Origin of the sequence: Rhodococcus sp. SBT000017 (genome assembly GCF_003688915.1) — a bacterium.
GTDB lineage: Bacteria > Actinomycetota > Actinomycetes > Mycobacteriales > Mycobacteriaceae > Rhodococcoides.
On the sequence record NZ_REFU01000001.1, the window covers coordinates 2,742,579 to 2,763,301 of the forward strand.

General features: G+C 67.3%; 13 protein-coding genes. 8 read left to right on the forward strand and 5 right to left on the reverse strand.

The features are described 5' to 3' along the window. Positions 1-8: 8 nt before the first annotated feature. Together treS and AYK61_RS12710 are read left to right on the forward strand one after the other, a co-directional pair. Positions 9-2,189 (forward strand): maltose alpha-D-glucosyltransferase, encoded by a 2,181-nt coding sequence (treS, locus tag AYK61_RS12705; RefSeq protein WP_121871012.1) that lies wholly within the window; start codon positions 9-11, stop codon positions 2,187-2,189. A gap of 39 nt (positions 2,190-2,228) precedes the next feature. Then, positions 2,229-2,789 (forward strand): hypothetical protein, encoded by a 561-nt coding sequence (locus AYK61_RS12710; RefSeq protein ID WP_121871013.1) that lies wholly within the window; start codon positions 2,229-2,231, stop codon positions 2,787-2,789. Here the strand turns inward: AYK61_RS12710 and AYK61_RS12715 are convergent. The 3 genes from AYK61_RS12715 to AYK61_RS28170 form a co-directional block, all read right to left on the reverse strand. Continuing rightward, positions 2,778-4,238, reverse strand: coding sequence for a dynamin family protein (locus tag AYK61_RS12715; RefSeq protein ID WP_121871014.1), 1,461 nt, complete (start codon positions 4,236-4,238; stop codon positions 2,778-2,780). The two genes, AYK61_RS12710 and AYK61_RS12715, sit on opposite strands and share 12 nt — an antisense overlap. After that, entirely contained in the window at positions 4,235-6,043 is a 1,809-nt protein-coding gene (locus AYK61_RS12720) for a dynamin family protein (protein ID WP_121871015.1), read from the reverse strand. Before AYK61_RS12720 ends, AYK61_RS12715 begins: the two co-directional genes overlap by 4 nt. A 148-nt stretch (positions 6,044-6,191) precedes the next feature. After that, positions 6,192-8,693: an IniB N-terminal domain-containing protein gene (locus AYK61_RS28170; RefSeq protein WP_121871016.1), complete on the reverse strand. Its 2,502-nt coding sequence runs from the start codon at positions 8,691-8,693 to the stop codon at positions 6,192-6,194. Between the two features lie 288 nt (positions 8,694-8,981). Here AYK61_RS28170 and AYK61_RS12730 point away from each other — a divergent pair, with 288 nt between their 5' ends. The 6 genes from AYK61_RS12730 (at position 8,982) to AYK61_RS12755 (ending at position 18,701) form a co-directional block, all read left to right on the forward strand. Beyond that, positions 8,982-10,760, forward strand: a complete 1,779-nt coding sequence (locus AYK61_RS12730) for an Hsp70 family protein (protein WP_121871017.1) — start codon at positions 8,982-8,984, stop codon at positions 10,758-10,760. Between the two features lie 7 nt (positions 10,761-10,767). Continuing rightward, positions 10,768-13,278 carry a helix-turn-helix transcriptional regulator gene (locus tag AYK61_RS12735; RefSeq protein ID WP_121871018.1) on the forward strand — a complete coding sequence of 837 codons (2,511 nt, stop codon included), beginning with the start codon at positions 10,768-10,770 and terminating at the stop codon, positions 13,276-13,278. Between the two features lie 43 nt (positions 13,279-13,321). Continuing rightward, entirely contained in the window at positions 13,322-14,476 is a 1,155-nt protein-coding gene (locus AYK61_RS12740; RefSeq protein WP_121871019.1) for a hypothetical protein, read from the forward strand. Further along, positions 14,473-16,131, forward strand: a complete 1,659-nt coding sequence (locus tag AYK61_RS12745) for an Hsp70 family protein (protein ID WP_121871020.1) — start codon at positions 14,473-14,475, stop codon at positions 16,129-16,131. Before AYK61_RS12740 ends, AYK61_RS12745 begins: the two co-directional genes overlap by 4 nt. A 75-nt stretch (positions 16,132-16,206) precedes the next feature. Continuing rightward, positions 16,207-17,505 carry a S1 family peptidase gene (locus AYK61_RS12750; protein ID WP_183130251.1) on the forward strand — a complete coding sequence of 433 codons (1,299 nt, stop codon included), beginning with the start codon at positions 16,207-16,209 and terminating at the stop codon, positions 17,503-17,505. 86 nt (positions 17,506-17,591) lie between these two features. Further along, a complete protein-coding gene (locus tag AYK61_RS12755) occupies positions 17,592-18,701 on the forward strand; it encodes a S1 family peptidase (RefSeq protein ID WP_183130252.1) in 1,110 nt (369 codons plus the stop codon). On the opposite strand, the gene AYK61_RS12760 is transcribed toward AYK61_RS12755, so the two are convergent. Then, positions 18,698-19,783 (reverse strand): GNAT family N-acetyltransferase, encoded by a 1,086-nt coding sequence (locus AYK61_RS12760; RefSeq protein ID WP_183130253.1) that lies wholly within the window; start codon positions 19,781-19,783, stop codon positions 18,698-18,700. The two genes, AYK61_RS12755 and AYK61_RS12760, sit on opposite strands and share 4 nt — an antisense overlap. A gap of 189 nt (positions 19,784-19,972) precedes the next feature. Then, a complete protein-coding gene (locus AYK61_RS12765) occupies positions 19,973-20,635 on the reverse strand; it encodes an ammonium transporter (RefSeq protein ID WP_121871023.1) in 663 nt (220 codons plus the stop codon). Positions 20,636-20,723 lie beyond the last annotated feature (88 nt).

Genomic DNA, 20,723 nt, shown 5'->3' on the forward strand with positions numbered 1-20,723 from the left:
GGAGGCACATGGATCCCGAAGTGCAGCACGAACCGAGCGAGATCACCTACGACGAGAAGTTCTATCCGGCTCGGCCGAAACCACTTCGACCATCAGTGCGTCGCGCCAATCGGAGCAACAGTCCCACCCCCGACAGCGAGCCGGTGGCGTCGAATCCCGAGTACGTGGACTGGCTCACCGAACAGTCGATGTTGCGGGACGCCAAGTTGATTGCCGAGCAACTCTCGGGCAAGGGCAGCATGTGGCAGAACCCGTATGCCGACCCCGATCCTCGCGCCGCCGTCGAGCGCGCACCGGTGTGGTTCACCGCGTACCCCATCTCGGTGATCAACGCCCCGCAGACGAGCTTCCTGAGCACTCTCGGCGACGAGAAATTGTGGCAGGCCTTCTCCGAAATCGGTGTCACCGCAGTACATACCGGCCCGGTGAAGGTGGCCGGCGGCATCCACGGTTGGCGCCCGACTCCCTCGGTCGACGGACACTTCGACCGCATCGGCATGCAGATCGACCCCGCGTTCGGATCGGAAGAAGAGTTCCGACGCCTCTGCGTGGTGGCCTCGGCGTACGACGGCATCGTGATCGACGACATCGTGCCAGGCCACACCGGTAAAGGCGCGGACTTCCGACTCGCCGAGATGGCCGTGGCCGACTACCCCGGTATCTACCACATGGTCGAGATCGAACCGCAGGACTGGCATCTGCTGCCGCGAGTGCGCGCCGGGGCCGATTCGCAGAACATCGACGCCGAGGCCGAGGCCAATCTCGCCCGCGCCGGATACATCATCGGTCAGCTGCAGCGCGTGATCTTCTACGAGCTCGGCGTGAAGGAAACCAACTGGAGCGCAACGCCTCCCGTCGTCGGCATCGACGGCGTCGAGCGTCGCTGGGTGTACCTGCACTACTTCAAGGCCGGTCAGCCGTCGATCAACTGGCTCGATCCCTCCTTCGCCGGAATGCGACTGGTGATCGGCGACGCATGCCATTCCATCGCCGATCTGGGTGCAGGTGCATTGCGGTTGGACGCCAACGGTTTTCTCGGTGTGGAGCGTCGAGCCGAAGGACCGGGCTGGTCCGAGGGCCATCCGCTGTCCGAGGCGGCGAACCATCTGATCGCCAGCGTGGTGCGCAAGATGGGTGGGTTCACCTTCCAGGAGCTGAACCTGACGATCGACGACATCAAGGCCATGGGTGCCAACGGTGCCGATCTGTCGTACGACTTCATCAATCGCCCGGCCTATCAGCATGCGCTCGTCATGGGAAACACCGAATTCCTCAGGCTCACCATGACTCTGGCCCGCGATCACGGCGTCGACACGGCGTCTCTTGTGCACGCGTTGCAGAACCACGACGAGATGACGTTCGAGCTGATCCACTTCGCGACCCTGCACGCCGAGGACGAGTTCACCTACGGCGGCGAGGCTGTCAAGGGCAGCGATCTGGGCGATCGCATCCGCGGTGAACTGACCGATCGACTCACCGGGCGCTGGGCACCGTACAACCGGACGTTCACCACCAACGGAATCGCTTGCACCACAGCAAGTGTGATCACCGCATCGCTCGGCATCCGCGATCTGGACCGGATGGACGAGCGAGACATCGAGACGGTCAAGCGGGCCCACCTACTGCTCGCGATGTACAACGCGTTGCAGCCGGGCGTGTTCGCACTGTCCGGCTGGGATCTGCTGGGCATCCTGCCGATCGCAGCCGAGGAGGTCGACGACCTCATTCGCGAAGGCGACACCCGCTGGATCAACCGCGGCGCACACGATCTGATGGGGTACTTCCCCGAGGCCGTGCGGTCGGAATCGGGCATCCCTCGTGGGCGCAGCCTGTACGGTTCGCTCCCGGAGCAGCTGGCGGATCCGCAGTCGTTCGCCCGCCAGTTGGCCCGAATCATCGAGCTGCGCAAGAAGTTCGGTATCGCCACCGCCCAGCAGATCGACATTCCGACGGTCTCGCACAAGGGCCTGCTGGTGATGGTGCACGAGCTCGGGCAGGGAACCATCCAGGCCACGGTGCTCAACTTCTCGTCCGAGGAGATCAGCGCGACCATCCAGTCGAAGCATCTGGTGCCCGGCACCACTGCCATCGACGTCTCCGACGACAACGAGATCGCCACCGTCGACGAGCTGAACAGCTTCCCGATGACCCTGCGTCCGTACGAGGGTGTGCCGGTGGTGCTGCGCTGAGACCGCAGCAAGTCACCGCCGGCGGATAGACTCCTGCACGTGGCCGAAGAACAGAACGACCCGACATCGCGGAAGCCCCGGCCTCCCCGACCGCAACCACCGCGGCCCGATGTTGCCGTCGAGCCACTGCGGCCACGGCAGGAGCCCACTCACTCGGTCCTGCCGAAGGTCGCGAGTGTCCTGTGGGCTCTGACAGCGGCACTGGTCCTCGGGTTGGCCGCCGCGATCGCCCTGAACTGGGAGTCGGTGCTCTCCGGCGTCGAAACTGCGGTGTCACAGCAGGATTCGACGGCCAGTGCCGCCGACGTCCGCAACACCGCCTCGGCAACGCTGCTCTCCAGCGGGGCCGCAGCGGCGGTGCTCGTGCTGCTGGGATTCGTCGCTCTGAATCTACTGCGCAACGCGGCGATGTCGTCCAAGGTCCTGATGGGAGCGGTCGGACTCCTGACCATTGGAGCGGCCGTCACGTTCTCGACCTTCGTGTCCGACGCCTCCGCCCTGCTCGGCGGCGTCCTGCAGTGGGGGCCGTTCGTCGTGGCGGGGACTGCTGCGGCCGCCACGATCGTGGCCCTCATACCCCGAGGATCCTCACGCCAGTGAGGCGAGTATCCCTTCGGCGCTGCGGGCCGCCGTGGCGCACGAGGTCGAGGTGAACCGGTCCAGCAGTGGATGCTCGGACAATGCTCGCCACTTGTGCACGGCCGCCAGCGCGGTGTCGCGCTGCTGAGCGCGTCCGGCATCGGGAGGCAGATCGAGACGTTCGGTGGCGGCGATGCCGAAGCCGCCGATGATGCGCTGCAGCTCGAGCAGCGCGCCGTCGGGCAGTTTCGGTGTGGTGGAGCGTAATCGGCCGAGCAGACGCAGTTCGGCAAAACCGTGCACGTCGGCGAGCATTCGGCCGGCCTCGGTGCGCAGCGCGCGGGATTCCGGCCTGAACTCCAGGATCCGTTGCAGGGCAACCAGAGCCGAATGCAACTTCAGTTGGTCGGCGCGTTGACCGAATTGCACGTCGATCACCGAACGAAGTTCGGTCAGCCCGCTGCGCTCGACCAGATCGGCAGCCAGCGTGGGTGAATCGCGCACCCCGAGCCGAATCAACGTCACTGCCATCCGAATGCCGAACAGCCCGAAACGGTCGACGATGCTGGCCCGCAGCGATGCGTCGACGGGCAGCGTGCTCTCCGCGCGTACGAACCGATCGGCCGAGAGCATCGCCAACTGCAGATCCTCGGTCGGCACGGTAGCGAGCATCTCGAACGCTGCGAACTCGTTCTGCCGCAACGTTTCAGCGCCGAGCGCCAACAATCCAGCGACCGGAACCACCGCCTGACACAGGCCGGTGGCCTCGAGTTCGGACGCGAATCGCGCAGCGACTTCCTTGGCCGACATCATCGCGTCCATCCGCCCCGAACCCACCTCGTCGGCCCGCGAAACGACACCGATCACCCCGAGCGGTCCCGAATCGCCGCCCACATGTGCGCCGATCTGCCCGAGAAACGACACGTCCGTGGCATTAAGGGTGCGCAACAGATACACGACGGCGTCTGCGCCCGAGGACGAATTCTCGGGCGTGAGCATCGCCAGCGTGCGCGCCGACACGTCTCGCGAGAGAGACGAGGTACCGGGGGTGTCGATGATCGTCGTCTGCGCCAGAGCGCTTGCGGGCCATTCGACGTCGAGTCGGTCGACCTGTGCGGCCGTCAACGACCCGAGGTCGAAGGTCAATCGCCCGTCGCGCCGTTGCACCGGCACGTTCGCGGCCCGGTCGCCGTCGTACCAGGCCGTGACGGCAGGAGTGACGCCGTTGCGGTACCACGTGACGACCTTCGTGCACTCGGTTGCGTCGGTCGGGGCAATATCCTGCCCGACAAGAGAATTGAGCAGGGTGGACTTTCCTGCCTTGAGTGATCCCGCGAGGGCCACTCGCAGCGGCTCGTCCAGACGGTACAGGCATTCGTCGAGCATCCAGGACGCTTCGGCATCACCGGAGTACGTCGATCGTGCCGCCGAGATGAGGTCGCGTGCCCGAGCCAGAGCCGCCACACTCATACCGCGACGTCCTTGACGAGTGCCACTGCCCGAGAGTTCAGTTCGGCAACCACCCGCATCTCGTTCTCCAGCGCAGCGATGCGAGCGGTGCGGTCCGTGTTGTCGGCGGCCGCAGCCTCCTGCGCCGACCGAAGCGACTCGTTGAGCGAACGCAGCGTCTGCTCGGCGATCGAGGTGAAGTGATCACGCAGGACTCGCTGGATCTGCCGCAGTCGGTCCTTGGACTCCTTGCCCACCTGAAAACTGACGTCGTCGGTGAAACGGCGGATCGCCATCTTGGCCTCGGACCGGCGCGCCTTGATCCGATTCTCCTTGTCCTCCTTGTACGCCTTGGTACCGAGCAACACTCCCGCGCCGATGGAGATCGGGTTGAGCAGGCTCAGCCCCACGAACGTGGTCATCAGACCGAACATCAGCACACCGCCGTAGGACCCGCGCATTCCCACGAGAAGCTTCTGGGTGATCCCGACGCGACCGGACTCCAGCTCGGCCAGGGACGAAACGGGATCGAGGACGTTGTCCAGATCACCGAGATCGAGATCGGGCAGCGCTGCCGCCCCGGACGAGGCGAAGTGTTCGGCCACCAACTCCGAAAGCCACAGTGCCCGTTCGTGAGCCCAGACGAAGTTGTCGCCCACCGACGCGGCGATCTGCTCCTCGAGCCACTCGCCGAGTTGCGGCCAGTCCTTGCCCGGATCCCCCTCGTCGACGGTCTCTTCCGCTTCCCGAGTGACGCGCCGCAACCGGTCGCGCAGATCGTGATCGATGTCGGAGGCGAGATCGGCGATTCCGTCACCGAGCGTCTGCTGCCACTGCGACGAACGCTTGTGCAGTTCTTCGGCAGCGGACTTGGCACGCTGCAGACCGGCGACAGCCGCGGCAGCCCGCTCCGGATCCTTCAGTGCCGCAAGCTCACTGCCGAACGAGAGCGTCAGGTGCTCGGTGACCGATCGGACATCGAGCGAGACCGAGGAGCGTGCCAGCACATCCGCCCGGGCCACCACGTTGTCACGCAGAAACGCGTAGAGCTGTTGGAAGCCGGACTCGGCGTTGAGTTCCTCGTCGTTCAAACGCAGTGCATGCGAACGCAACAGAGACGACACCGGCAACATCTGGACGTCGATGCCTGCGCGCTCCAGATGTCCACGATTTGCCTCGACTATCTGCCGCCAGTGCGGATACAGATCGATCTTGGTGATCAACACCGCCACGGCCGGGCACAGTCCCTGCACCTGGCGGAGGAACGACAGTTCCGGCTCGGTGAATTCGCGGGATGCGTCGGACACGACGAGCACTGCGTCGGCCGACGGGATGAGGCCCAAAGTGCCTGCAGCGTGCGGATTTCCGTGACCGCCGACGCCAGGGGTGTCGACGAGGACCAGGCCGTCGGCGAGCAACGGGCTCGCCACGCCGATGTCCAGGCGCAACACTTCCCGGCCCTGAGCGAGGGGACTGTCCGGGGTGACCGTCGTGATCTCCTCGGGCGGAACGTCGACTCGGATGGGCTCGTTGCCCGGATCGGCGAGTACGAGCTGCGCGGACAGGCTCTCGGCGTTGGACACCACAGTCGGGATGGCGGTGGTCTCGTCGTCGCCGACCGAGCACACCGTCAGATTGAGCAGCGAATTCACGAACTGACTCTTGCCCTGCTTGAGCGGTCCGACCACGATGATGCGTCGTCGTGGATCCAACACTCGCGAGCGCGCCGCCTCGACTCGATCCACCAGGTCGGATCTTCCCGCCGATGTCGCCACCGCCGCGGTACGGCTCAGCAGCTCGGCCAGCTCCGTAGATTGCCCGTCCATACGCTCGTGCTCACAACCGTTCTTTTCGACTTCCGCAGTACCTGGGCTCAACATCCGCCCAGGAACGAACTCTAGCTACGACTCAGCCCCGAGTGTCGGTGAACACTCGGGGCCGAATCGTGTCAATGCCCGCCCGTAGGCGACAGGATCAAGGCTGCGTGGGGTCGAAGTCGTGGTCGACGGTCACATGGCCGAGAGAGTCCGCTGCCGAATCCACCGAACCGTGCAGGCTCGAATCGCTGAACAGGCTCGAATCGGCCTCGCCCTGACCGAAGACGTCCGAGTCGACGCTCGACCAGCCGGTGCCGGTCGCGGTGGCCGTGGAATCGAACGAGCTGGAGTGATCGAACGATCCCGACGCCGCGGAGGAAAGGCTGCCGCCGGCGTCTGCCAGTCCCTCGGCACCCGACTGCAGGCCACCGGTGAGGCTGCCCGCGGCCTGGCCACCGATGTCGGCAGCGGAATCAAACCCGCCGCCCGCGGAAGCCGCAGCGTCCGCACCAGCATCCAAACCCGCACCGACAGTGGACGCGAAGTCGCCTCCGATCGAGGCACCGGTGTCCAGTCCTGCACCGACGTTGGAGGCGAACTCTCCGCCCACCGAGGTTCCGGCGTCGACGACTCCGCCCGCGGCACCTTCGAGGCCTGCACCTGCGGACGCTGCCGCATCGATTCCGGTGCTGATGCCACCGGACACGGCTCCTTCGAGTCCGGCACCGGCCGAGGCCGCAGCATCCACGCCGCCGGCGACTCCGCCTGCCACGCCGCCTGCGATGCCGCCGCCGAGGCTGCCGAGTCCGGCCAGTCCACCGGTCAGGCCCGCACCTGCATCACCCACACCGGCGAGCCCGCCGGCCACATCTGCACCCACATTTCCGACGGCTCCCAGGCCACCGGCCACATCTGCACCCACATTTCCGACGGCTCCCAGGCCACCGGCCAGATCAGCACCGACGTTTCCGACACCCGCCAGACCACCGGTCAGATCAGCACCGACGTTTCCGACGGCTGCCAGGCCACCGGTCAGATCAGCACCGACGTTTCCGAGGCCTGCGAGTCCTCCGGTGAGGCCCGCGCCCAGTCCACCGATTCCGGCCAGGCCGCCCGACAGGTCTGCGCCCACTCCGCCGACTCCGGCGAGTGCTGCTTCGACGGTGCCCGAGAGGTCTGCTCCGGCGGCAACCGCTGTGTCGATCGCTCCGACGAGTCCGGCGCTGACGTCGGCTCCGGCACCGAGTGCGGCTCCGAGGTCGAGTGCTGCGCTGGTGTCGAGTACCGATTCGAGGGCGGTACCGAGCTGGGCTCCAGCTGTTCCACCGACACCGAATGCCGTTCCGAGGATGCCTTCGAGGCCACCGGCAACTCCGCCCGCGACTCCGCCTTCGAGTCCGCCGACAAGTCCGCCGCCGATGCCGGCTCCTGCGCCGATCGTGCCGTCGAGTGCGGCGTCGAGAGCAGCGGTGAGGCTGCCGACTGCGCTGGTGTCGAGGTCGAGCGCTGTTCCCAGTGCGCCGCCGACCACTGCGCCGAGGTTGCCGCCCGCGGCCAGCAGAGCGTCGACATCGAGATCGGCGAGCGCACCGGCGTCGAGGACGGCTCCGAGTGCGGATCCGATGGATCCTGCGATGGCACCGTCTGCGGCGAAGAGACCACCCAGGCTCGCGCCGACTCCGCCGGCGAGGTCGCCGACCAGTGCGCTGCCTGCACCGAGAGCGCCGTCCAGTGCTGCGCCGATGTCGGTGGTCAGATCTGCTCCGATGGTTCCCAGTCCGCCGAGTGCGCCGCCGATTCCCGCGGTCAGAGCGGCACCGAGGTCACCCGCGATGTCCAGTCCGGCTCCGGCACCGAGTGCGGCGTCGAAGACTCCTCCGAGGGCCGCGCCGAGCTCTGCGCCGACGGTTCCGCCGACTCCGAAGACCGCACCGAGAGCGCCGGCCAGGCCGCCCTGGATGTCGGCCAGAGCGCCGAGGTCCACGGCACCGGTCGCGCCGATGGCGGCGTCGAGTGCTGCCTGCAGCTGGGCGGCGATGTCTCCGCTGATCTCGCCGCCGATGCCTGCGCCTGCTCCGATCAGTCCGGTCAGTGCAGCGCCGAGTCCGACGGTTCCGCCGAGCAGACCGTCGAGGTCCAGATCCAGACCGCCACCGAGCCCGAGGCCACCCTCGATGCCTGCACCTGCACCGAGCAAGGCGTCGAATGCGCCGCCGAATGCGGTGCCGAGCTCCAGACCGATCTGGCCTCCGACTGCCAGTGCTGCGGCGAGTGCTGCCTGCAGGGACGCTGCGATTTCCCCTGTCACATCGACGCCGCCGGTCAGGCTGCCGCCTGCTGCGAGTCCGCCGCCTGCTACTGCACCGGCGGCAAGTCCGAGTCCGGCCGACAGTCCGCCGCCGAGGCTCGCGCCTCCGGCGAGTGCGCCGTCGAGTCCCGCGGATCCGCCTGCGCCCAGGATGGCCGAGAGCTGGCTGCCCGCACCGGCGAACAGTCCCGACTCGGCGACCAGGGGTGCCACCGCGACGATGTCGGCATGAGTGACGTCACCGAGTCCCGCGGCGGCCAGCGTCGTCTCGGGGTTGGCGCAGTAGGCAGCTGCGGCCTGGTCGTCGCGCAGCAGGCTGAGGATGAAATCGAGTACGGCGTTGGTAGCCATCGTGGGTCTCCTTGACGAGTGGTACTTCGTGGTTGATCACAAAGCTATGCACTTCGGAGCCCCCGCCCAACGGGGCCGATCCCCCTACTCCCCCGGGGGTTGCCAGGGGACTTCGATTAGGGGATCTCGGCGCTTTAGGGGATTTCTCTCGTTGTGCGCTCTAACCTGCTGTGAGACGTAACGAATAGGTAGCTTCTGCCGACAGTGCGTGTGACGGCAGTTGTACCGACGGCAGGGCGAGACGAAGGCGGCGACACGACAATGAGCGGCAGGAGTGGAGCCCGCGGAATGACAGAGACAGGGCTCGGCATACGCATCGGTTCGGTGACGGCGGTGGCTGCACTGGACACCGATCCCGTCACCTCGGTGGTCAAGCGTTCGGCACTCGACCTCCGTCCGGGCGAAGCCCCGCGTCTGGCAGAGCTGTGGGACCGTTCGACGCGGAATCTGATCAGCGGATTCGCCGACCGCGTCGGCGATCCGGTGGAGCTGATCGACGACGACGGCCGCAGTCACCGCGCCGAGGACCTCTATGCCACCGCTACTCGCGCACTCGTGGCCGAGGTCTCCGCCGGAACCGACGCCGCCCCTACCGTCGTCGTCACCCATCCCACCCGCTGGACCGCGTACACCGCCGAGGTTCTCGGTGAAGCACTGGACCGCGCCGGACTCGCCGACGTCACGCTGGTCCCGGAGTCCGTCGCCACGATGCGGTGGCTCGAAGTCACCCGCGGACCACAGTCCGACGGCCTGGCCGTGGTGTACGACCTCGGTGCGACCGCACTCGACGTCACGCTGATGCGCACCGGCTCCGAGGCAGGCCCCGTCGGCACCGGAATTCACTCGCAGGAGTTCGGCGGAGCGCAATTCGATCACGCGATCATGCAGCACGTCCTCGACACCGTCTCGGGAAGCCAGTCCTTCGAGTTCGATCCCTTCGATCCCGATACCGTCGGCGCGCTGGTGGAACTGCGAGCCCGCTGCGGCGAGGCGAAGGAACAGCTCTCCTACGACACGTCGACGTCACTGACGGTCGACCTGCCGGGCCTGCACACCGAGGTTCGTCTGGTGCGCTCCGAGCTCGAAGAACTGGTGCGCGCATCACTGCTGGGTTCGATCGGAGTGGTACGCGACGCCGTCACCGCCGCGGGCCTCGACGTCACCGACATCGACCAGGTGGTCCTCGTCGGTGGCAGTTCGGCCATCCCGCTGGTCGCCGAACTCATGTCGTCCGAACTGCGCGCTCCCGTGGTGGCCGGACCGCGGCCCGAACTGACCGTCGCAATCGGTGCCGCAATTCTCGGCAGTGACATCGCCGACGCGACCGCCGCCGACAACGCCGCAGCCCTGGCTGCGGTGCCCACCATGGCCGTGGCGTCCGCTGCGGCAGCCGCACCGATGCCTCGCCCCACTCCCCGGCCCGCACCGACGCCCACCGCCGTCGAATCCGACGCAGGGATGTCCGGCCGTAAGAAGGCAGGCGTCGTGGCCGGATCCGTTCTCGTCCTCGCGCTTCTCGCCGGCGGAGGCCTGTCGGTGGGAACGGCGTTGACCTCCGACAACACCACTCCGGCAGAATCGAATGCAGAGACCTCGATCTCGAGCACCGAGACACCGGGAACCACCGCGGCGGTGGCGGATGCCGCGACGACGACGGCGGCCACCGGCGAGAACGGCGCTGCCGCTCCCGGATCCGGGGGTTCTCCCACCACGGTGGTCAACGCCGACGGCACGGTGACACAGATCGACCCGGCGACCGGGGCTCCGGTCGCGGGATCCCCTGCCCCGGCACCTGCGCCTGCGGGTAACGGCGCGGCAACCGTGCCGACCATCCCGCCGGTCACTGCTCCGACCGTTCCCAACTACCAACCGCCTGCCGTGCAGGTTCCCCCGGCACCGAACGTGCAGGTTCCCAGCTATCAGGGCCCCACCCTCGGCGATGTCGGACAGGGCGTCGGGAACGGGCTCGGCGGAGTGGTCGGCGGTGTCGGTGACGGGCTCGGCGGTGTCGTCGGCGGCGTCGGTGACGGACTCGGCGGAGCCCTCGGCGGCCTGACCGGCCGATAGGTCGACCGTGACCAGTACCCGTTCCGAACTCGTCGGCATCGAGCGCGCCGATCGCTTCGTCCGTGATGCGCTCGACGCCAACGGATTCCATGTCGTCGTCGGAGTGAACGGATCCGGTCGATCCGCGGTTCTCGCGTCCGTTGCGGCGTCGGTGGACGTGTACACCGGCACCATCGCCGACGCGCCGTCCGGCTCGACGGTTCTCGTCGATGACGCGCACCTGCTACCGGAGCAGCGTCTCGACGAGATCGCCGCGGCTGCAACACGCTCGGACATCACCCTGATCGTCGCCACCGCGCCGCGGAGTTTCGATTCACGCATCGAGAAGTTGATCGCGTCCGCCGGTTCCAACCGAGTGACGCTGGTTCCGCTGGACAAGGTGGCCATCGCCGCGCGGGCAGCAGCGACCGTCCGGCCGATCTCGGCGTCGCTCGCCGCTGCCGTCGCCAAGGCAACCGGCGGAATCCTCGCCGCTGTCGACGCGGCACTCGGCGCGCTCGGCGGCGACCGTTCCGATCCGGCTCCGCTTCGCGTGGTCGCCGAATCGATTGCCGAACAACACCGCCGGATGCTGATCGGGACCACCGACGACACGCGGGCACTGCTGCTCGCAGCTCGATTCGGCGTCACACCCGACCCTGCATCGGCCGCGCAGATCGTGCCGCGCGCGACCGATGTCGAGTCGATCGTCGACCTGGCCTGCAGCTCCGGCATGCTCGACACCACGGGCACGTTGATTGCGTCCGCCGAGGCCCCACTGATCGAGATGATCGGAGACGGGCGCTGCCGCGTCCTGCTCTCGGCCGTCACCGACGTAGCCACCCGATCTCGCCTGCTCGACGCCACCGCGGCCCGTGCGTTGGCAGAGCGGGGCGTCGTTCATGCCGGGCTCGCCGATTACCTTGTTCGACAGGCTGATTCGGCTCCAATCGATGCCGCCGGTGCCCTGTACGACGCGGCGGTCGAGGCGGGGTTCGATTCGGTGGTGCTGGCTGCGAGAAGGTCCGAGGTCGCGGCGGCAACCGGAGATTTGGACGAGGCTGCGAGATTCGCCGATGTGGTTCTCGATGGTGCTGCCGGGTGCGATGCGACGCATCTGCGGACGGCGGTGCGAGTGTCGGCGTCGGTTGCAGCGCAACGCGGAATGGCCTCGCGCAGTGCGCAGTTGTTCACGTGGCTCGGCGAGGATCGACTCGGACCCGATGCCGTGTGGGCCGCCCTCTCCGCCGCAGCGGCCGGTGATCGCGCCGCCGCCGACCGTTCGATCACTGCCGTGTCCGCACTCGCGCCGACGTCGAGCATCGCGTCGGGCAGTCTGCTCGTCTCCGGAGTGATCGGGTCGATCGATTCGCGGAGCGCAGCGGCCTCCAGCGCTGCCGCGAATGCACTGATGCGAGCAATGACGTTGACGGGCAACACTTCCGATCGCTGGTGCACCCCGGATACCGCCGCTGCCGTCTCGGCCTTGCACGCGGTGCACTGCGGCGACCTGCCCCGTGTCGATTCCATCGTGGCGCGAGCACTTCCCGAACACCGCCCGGGATCCGAGGCGCACACCAGGCTGAGCCTCGTCGGAGCCTGGGCGTCGATGCTGCGGGGAGATACCGCCGATGCAGGTGCCGCGATCGAGGCACTGCGGATTCCGGTGTCGCACGTGCGCAATCAGTTGTTCCTGCACGCGATTCGGGTGGGTCTGGCTCGCAGGTCCGGTGACGCAGGGTCGCTGATCACGGCATGGACCCAGGCGCAGAACGTGATCTCCGAGTACTCCGTCGACCTGTTCGCGCTGCTACCCCTGGGCGAATTGCTCTTGGCCGCAACTCGACTCGGCCAGGTGGACCGCGTCGAGCATCTGGTGGCGCAGGCCACCGATCTGCTCGCGGCGCTCGGCGACCCACCCGTCTGGGCGTCGGCGCTGCATTGGTACCAGGTTCAGGCGGCGATCGTGGCCCAGACCCCCGACGCGTTGGTGCCGCACGCCAAGGCTCTGGCCGCTGCCGCTCCGACCCATCCGTACAGCGCCGCACTCGCCGCTGCCGGTCGCGCATGGCTCGGGGTGTTGCAGGGCAGGCCCGACGCGACCGAGGTGGAGAATTCCGCGCGCACACTCACCGCCTTCGGACTGCCCTGGGACGGAGCCCGATTGGCCAGCGAGGCCGCGCTGACCGTCACCGATACTGCGACGGCAACCTCGCTGTTGCACATCGCCAGGTCGTTGCGCCAACCCAGCTCGACTCAGCGCGACAACCCGAGATCGACGCCGCAGCCGACGGGCTCGCTGAGCGAACGCGAGGCCGAGGTCGCCGAACTGCTCGTCCTCGGAGTCACCTATCGGGAGGTCGGCAGCCGGCTCTACATCTCCCCGAAGACCGTCGAGCATCATGTGGCCCGCATCCGGCGCAGGCTCGGTGCCCAGTCGCGGTCGGAGCTGATCTCGATGCTGCGCGCCATGGGCTACGGGGCCTCGACCAGCGCAGGCGTCGACCCTGTAACTGTGCGAGGACCGGGAGCGACATAACGACCGAGCAGAATTCCCCGAGTCGAGAACAGGTAGCAGCCCCATGACCGAGCAGCTCGGCAATGCGAGTGTCGGCGCACCGGACGTCGGCCTCTACCTGGACGACGAACGCGCCGTCGCCGCCGTGTCCCATCCGATTGCGCCCGGACCGTCGTTGCATCTGGCATCACTGCACTCGACCGTGCTCAACACTCATCCCGACGGCACCGTCTCGCTCGGAGATGCGACCGACGACGACTCCGAGGCCTACACCCACTTTCTCGACTCCCTCGCCGACGGCGTGGGTGTCACCGGCAGCAAGGGCACCGTCTTTCCTGCCGAGCAACTGACGTCGATGGCCCTGCTGTGCCTGCTCACCGAGGTGGCGTCGTCCATCGGTCTGCGGCCCGGCGATCTGGCCGCGGCCGCGACCTACCCCGCCCGGTGGACGGCCGAGCAGGTGTTCGCGCTGCGTTCGGCGATGAACGCGCACGGGCTCGCACACGTCTCGCTGGTCGCCGAAGCGGAGGCGCTCGCCGCGTGGAACGCATCGGTCCTGCAGACCCTGCAGAAGAAGGACACCGCCGTAGCCGCCGCTCGCGGTGCTGCGATTCTGGCGGCGCAGTTCCCCGTCGACGCCGTCACCGAGCGGTTCGCGGTGCTCGGCGCGACCAGATCCGACCGTCGCCCGCTGTTCGCGGCTGCAGCGTTCGCCGCCGCGTTGACCGTCGGTGCCGCGCTCGTCGCGCTGCAACTCGGCACGTCCACCGACACCGCAGTCCCCACCATCGACAACGCCCAGGTGGTGCCGCCCACGTCGTCGATCGGCTCCGGATCGGGTGGCCCGATCGACTTCCCCACCGTCGTCGTGGAGCCGGCCGCCGAGATCGCTCCCGTCGTTCCGCTGCCGGCCACCACGACGGAAGAGACGACCACGGCAGAAACCTCCGACCTCCCGCGGCGCGAGCCGCCCGAGATCGACATCGAGACGCAGCCGGCGATCGAGGCACCCGAGGACACCGACACCGAGGAGCCCCCGATCGTCGTCGAACCGGTCGAGCCGGAACTGCCGATCGAGGAACCCACCGACGAGCCCGTCGAGACTCCCGAATCCGACCAGGCCGCCGAGCAGCCCGCATCCGAGCAGGGTCCGGCGGCCCGCGGCGGCACACCCTCCGACCGAGCGTCGAACGACCGATCGACAGGGGAAACTCCATGAGCGGTGCCGGGCATCTCGGAATCACCGTGGGCAACACGAGGTCCGTCGCGGCCTACCGCGCATCGGTGGAGGACGAACCGACGATCGTCGTCCTGCCGACGACCCTGCGATTCGACGAGGACGGCCGCGCCCACCTCGGAGAACCCGCCGACACGGCCCCGTTCACCCGGTTCGTCGATCTCGTCGGTCAGCAGGAGCATCTCGAGCCCGACGCCGATGCGTACCGCGCCGAGGACTTGATGGCCAACGCCGCCAACTGCCTCGTCACGATGGTGTCCGCCAAGGCCGGGGTGGCCGGCGACATGCCCGTCACGACGATGACGTACCCGACGCGGTGGACCCGCGCCGCCGTCGCACTGCTGCGTGACGCCCTCGATCACACCGGCCTCACCGATGTCGCCCTGGTGCCCGACGCCAAAGCCACCAGCGCGTTCGCGCAGCCGAGCCCGGGAGCGGCGGTCACGGTGGTCGACATCGGGGCCACCGGCACCGACATCTCCACCTATCCCGGAGGTGGGACGGTGCGCAGCACCGCCGTCGGTGGCGACGCCTTCACCGATGCACTCTTCGATCACGTGGTGACCGATCGCGAGCACATCGACCTGTCCGACGCGGCAGTCCTGGCGGCCCTTGCAGGCGTCGTCGCCTCGTGCGAGGCCGCCAAACAGACCCTGAGCACGGCCGACGTCGCCACGATCTCGGTCGAACTCCCCGGTGTCTCGCAGTCCACGACGGTGACACGAGACGAGTTCGCAAGCCTCGTCGCGCCGTTGATCGGCCGGCTCGACGTGCCGGAGACCGGCACCGTGATACTCACCGGCGGCAGCGCCGCACTCCCGTCGATAGCGACGGACATCGGTGAACGCTCGTCGGGCCGAGTGCTCGTCGAGCCGCTCGCTGCGACCCGCGGCGCACTGTTGCTCGCCGAGGTCGAGGACGTCGACGGCAACTCCCTGGTGACCGGGGCCGCGCCGGTCGTCACCCGCAACGACGGCACGGAGTCCCTCGACACCGACGCCATCCCGGTCGTCGCACCCGAGCCGTCCCTCGCGTTCTCCGAGGCAATTCCTGCGGTCGCTCCGGTGTTCGACCATTCCGAATTTCGATCCGAGCCGATCGTTCCGGTCGACGAGAACGCGTCGACCACCGGTTACGCACCCGTCGCTCCGGCCGTTGCCGCTGGATCGGTCGGGGCGAAGAAGGAAAGAAGCGAGCGGTCGCGGACGATCGCCACCATCGTCGCAGGCGCAGCGGCAGGCGTCGTCATCGTCCTCGCGATCGCAGCACTGAGCGGAGTGTTCGGTGACGCTCCCGCCGCGACACCTCCGACCGTCACCGATGCAGGCTCGCCGATCGTCACCTCGACGCGCGCACCCTCGACCACCACCGCCACCCCCGTCGAGCCGGTCTTCGTTCCCGAGGTCGTCGAACAGACGCCGAACGAGCCGTACATCGCGCCCGAGCCCGCTCCCCTGCCTGCTCCGCCGCCCGCGCCGGTACCCGCCCCTCCGCCCGTGGTCCCCACCACGACGCCAGTGGTCCCCACCACGACTCCGGTGACGACCACCCCGGTCACGACCACGACCACGACCACTGCTACGACCACGACCTCAGCCGCGGCGACAACCACGCCCGACGAGGTCACCAACCCCTGAGCTGCGCGAACACTGATTCTGCGCCCGATGCCCTAGGGTGGGTCGCTGATGCCAAGCACCCGATGAAGGGATTTCATGCGTAACACCGGGGCGCTGCGTGCCGCAGTGCTGTGTTCGACGGCTTTTGTTCTTCTTGCTTCGTTCTCCGGGACAGCAGCAGCGGACCCCGTCGTCCAGTCACCCGCCGATCAGCTTCCCCGCGAGCTCGTCGAAGCCGTGCAGCGAGATCTGAAGATCTCCCCGCAGGAGTACCTCGATCGTGCCGCCCGCGCGCAGGAACTCTCTGCTTACGCATCGGACTTCCGGGCCAGCCGTCCCACAGATTTCGCCGGTGCCTGGATCGGACCCGACGGCAATCCCGTCGTCGCCGTCACCTCGCCTGCTGCGGCACAGGCCGTCGCCAAGGACGGATACGCCACCGCGCAGTCGCCCGTGTCGGCAGACGGACTCGAGAAGTCGCTGGCAGATCTCAACAGTTGGATCGCCGGCCTCCCCCGCGAGATCTCCGAGCAGATCAACGGAACCGCCATCGACTTCATCGACAATCAGATCGTCATCGACCTGGTGAACAGCCCGATCGGCAGCGCGCTGAATCTGCCGACCCTGCTGGCGAACATCAAGGTCATCCTCTCGCCCGGCGGAAACAAGCCGGTCGACCCGACTCCGATGGGCGGCGACACCTACGTCACCACCTCGGGACCCATCGCCGACGCTCCGGCTACCGACATCAGTATCTGCTCGTTCGGCTTCAACGCCGTCGACTCCTCCGGTGCCGCCGTCAATCTCACTGCAGGCCATTGCAATCCCAACAAGGCCACCGGATCCGGCGGCGCACCGGTCTACCTTCCCGATCCGGCCGACATCTCGCGCAGCACGCAGATCGGGTCGTTCGATCGGTCGAGTCTGGGCGCTGCGGACGGCCTCGACTGGTCGGTGATCGCCCTGAACGACACCGGGATCGCATCCGGACTCGACCGTCCTACCGTCCGTGGAGCGAACGGCAGCACCGTCACCGTCACCGGAACCGCGGCACCGGTCATCGGAGCGCCGGTCTGCAAGTCCGGGCAGTCGTCGTCGTTCACCTGTGGAGTGGTTGCGGCCGATCGCGTCGAGACGCAGCTCTACATGGAGGACGGCACCTCCCGCACCGTGCGCGGATTCGCCAGCACCGCATGCACTCTCGCCGGCGACAGCGGCGGTGCCATCGTGACCGGAACGCTCGCGCTGGGAATCACCAGCGGATCCAACAGCGGCGGGGCACCCGATTGCAACGAGGCCAACCTCGCGCTGGCGCAATACGGCGGCACCGCGAGCCTGGGCATTCCCATCGATCAGGTCACGAGCGCGACCGGAGCCACACTGCGCTCCGAGTAGTGGGTACGTCGGGGGCCGTCCACCGCCTATAGTCGTACAACAGGTGAACGGCATCACATCTGGCGATGCCCGGGGGAGAGGTATCTATGCGTCGCCGAGCGTTCCGGCTGTCGACTGTTGCAGTTCCGCTTCTGGCGACGATGGCGGTGTTCGCACCGACCGCGAGCGCAGAACCACGATTGCCTCCCGCCCTCGCCGACGCCGTGGCCCGCGACCTCGGGCTGACTCCGCAGCAATTCCTCGATCGCGCAGACGCGGCACGCCGGCTGGCCGAGTTCACCGACACCGTCGGTTCCGGCGGAGTCACGAGTGCGTGGCTGGATGCGGACGGACGGCCCGTCGTCGCGGTGGCGGACGGACCGAGCAACGCCGACGTGGCCGACGCCGCGTCGGCCAGCGGTTTCGGGATCGACGCATCCGGCATCGTGCTCCCGCCGGCGGTGCACAGTGCCGTCGAGCCGCTGTTGGACCTGCTCCCGTTCGATCCGTCACCGATCGCAGGCCCGATTCGCGCGAGTTCGTATCTGGGCGGCGACAGCTTTCTCGCGGGTACACCGGCCGGCCTCGGTCAGCGCTGCTCACTCGGGTTCAATGCCGTCGACCCGACGCACGGATCGGTCAACATCACTGCGGGCCACTGCAATCCGAGTACCACCGATACCGGTTCGGCGGCAGTGGCGGGCGCGTACCCGATGTTCGGCAGTCTCGTGGGCTCGAAATTCGGAACCTTCTACCGAACCAGCCAGTCGCGCAACGATTACGCCTTGATCGACATCGACGATGCCAACGTCGCCGAATTCGAGAGCAACGCCGTCCGAGTCCCCGGAGCGGCACCACTGCACATCACCGGGACAGTCGATCCGATCGTGGGCGCTCCGGTCTGCAAATCCGGATCCCGAACCGGATTCAGTTGCGGCACCATTCTTTCCACGGGCCAGCACGTCGTACTGGGCGACAATGTCCTGGACCGTGGTTTCTCCACCTCCATCTGCGCGCTGCGCGGCGACAGCGGCGGCCCCGTCGTCAGCGGCACTCTCGCCGTCGGGATCGCCAGTGCATCGAACGTGGGCGATCAGCCCTCCTGCGAGGTCGCTACCGTCGTCAGCATGCTGCAGGGTCAGCGGCCCGAGCTGTTCGCGACCCCCATCAACGACGTACTCGCCGAGAACCCCGGTCTGACCATCCGTACGTCCTAGTTGTTCGACGGGCGCAGACGTGACAGCACCGCGTAGGCGACCTTCCGCGCGTACGCGACCCGGGGGGAAAGCTCCCAGCGAAGCAGCAAATCGACCAAGATCGGCGAGCCGACCGTGCGGCTGGGTACGCCCACCACAGCCAACACGTCGTAGCCAGAGGTGGACCACGCCTTCTTGTTCTCGTTGACACCTACACCCTGGTCCAACACGGTCACGTCGAGTTCGTCGTGCGTCTGGATCAGCCATTCCACCATCTGATGACCGGGTTGGTACTTCGCAACTGCAGGATCGTGGTGCGTCAGCCACGACTCGAGTCGCGATCCTGTGCGGATGCAGATCTCGTGCGCGCACCATCGCCCGTCGACGCTCACTCCTACAAGAGCCAATCTGCCGGCCGCTGCTTCACCGAGCAGAAAGGCCTTGGCCGACGCCGAGGGATCGGCAGGCGACTTCTCCGCGAGGTAGTCGGTGCGATCGGTGTGACGCGTCGACGCGGCAGCCAACCTGGAAATGTCTGCCCAACGCAGCTCGAGGTGCTCGGCATCGCGGATGGTTTCCACCACCAGGGGACTCCCGGACCGCTCGGCCTGACGTCTGTACTTCTCGAGCCGCTTCAGTGATTTGTGCCCACGCACATCGCGTGCGGTACTGCCCGGCGGTACGTCGATAACCGGAACTCGCTCCCGCACGAGCGAGTCCGAACGCCACCGCGGGTGCGCACCGAGCGCCTCGATGGCAGTTCGGTTGTCGATCATCGAGTCCGCATAGTAGATCAGACCGTGATCGTCGATCGAATCCCACAGAACGCGAGACGACGCGTCGTCCTCACTGAGCAATTCGGTCGGGACGCCCTGCCCGGTCCCGAGAATCTTCGCCACCTTCACCGGACCCACTCGCGTGACGAACATCGGTGCCAGTGCCACCAAACGCCCACCTCGACGTACATGCACGAAGGCGAGCTCACTTCCCGCCGGCCGTGGGGCATTCAGTGCGTAACCGGGACGGAAGGAGAAGACCGTGCCGACCCGTTCCGCCAACGCATCCCACTCATCGCGTAGCTCGTCGGTGAGCCTTGTGTCCATGCCCCCACAAAGGGGTTCACAGTCGGTTTTCATGGGTTTTACTTTACGGTCGGTTTACTTAATACGCATACGACTTGTTCTCGTCGATTCGCTCGGCTGATGGCATTCGACTGTCGACGGCGCCTCGGACGACGCAGGGCCCGCACTCTCGTCGAGAGTGCGGGCCCTGCTTGGCGTAGAAGCTGAAGGCTAGTTGGCCCAGACCGTGGTGCCGGGTGCCGCGTTCAGCGTGTTGATCAAGTCGATTCCGGCAACGACCAGAGTCGGGCCACCGGCAGCGATCGTGCCGAGGATGCCCCCGACAGTGGCGGCGATGGGGATGGTCACAACCCCGCCGACGCCCGCCAGTGGAAGACCCAGCACGAAGCCGACGCCTACACCGATGGCGGTTCCGGTGAAGCCACCGATCGCGGTCGCGATGCCGAGCTGCGAGGCGAAGTTCTGCTGCGCCTTGAGGTTCTCCTCGGGCGAGGCGACGGTCGTTGCGCCGATGCTGCGCGAGTTGGCCGATGCCTTCGTGAAGTCGAGGTCCGGAACCAGGCGCAGGGTCTTGCCGTCGTCGTCGACGTTCTGCTCGTACGGGAAGTTGAGTCCGCCGAGGTTGAACGAGAGCGGAAGCGTCACGAGGGTGTTGTCGGCAGCGTCGAGGACGTCGACCGTCTTGCCGTCGTCGGCGACCTTGAAGACGCCTGCGTCGATGGTGGTGACGATCGTGCGATCTTCGAGATCGACGGTGTAGTTGGTGTCACCGGGGGCCGTCTCATCGGTGGGCTGTGCGTACGCGGTTCCGCTGGCCAGGCCCATCGCGACTGCGACGAGGGCCGACGTGACGACCAGTTTGCTGAGTTTCATGTGGAGTTCAGTTCCGTTTCTGTGCATTGAGTGCTTGGCAGTACCGCTAGGCAACCGTCAAACGCAAAGTCACCCCGATGACGCGTCT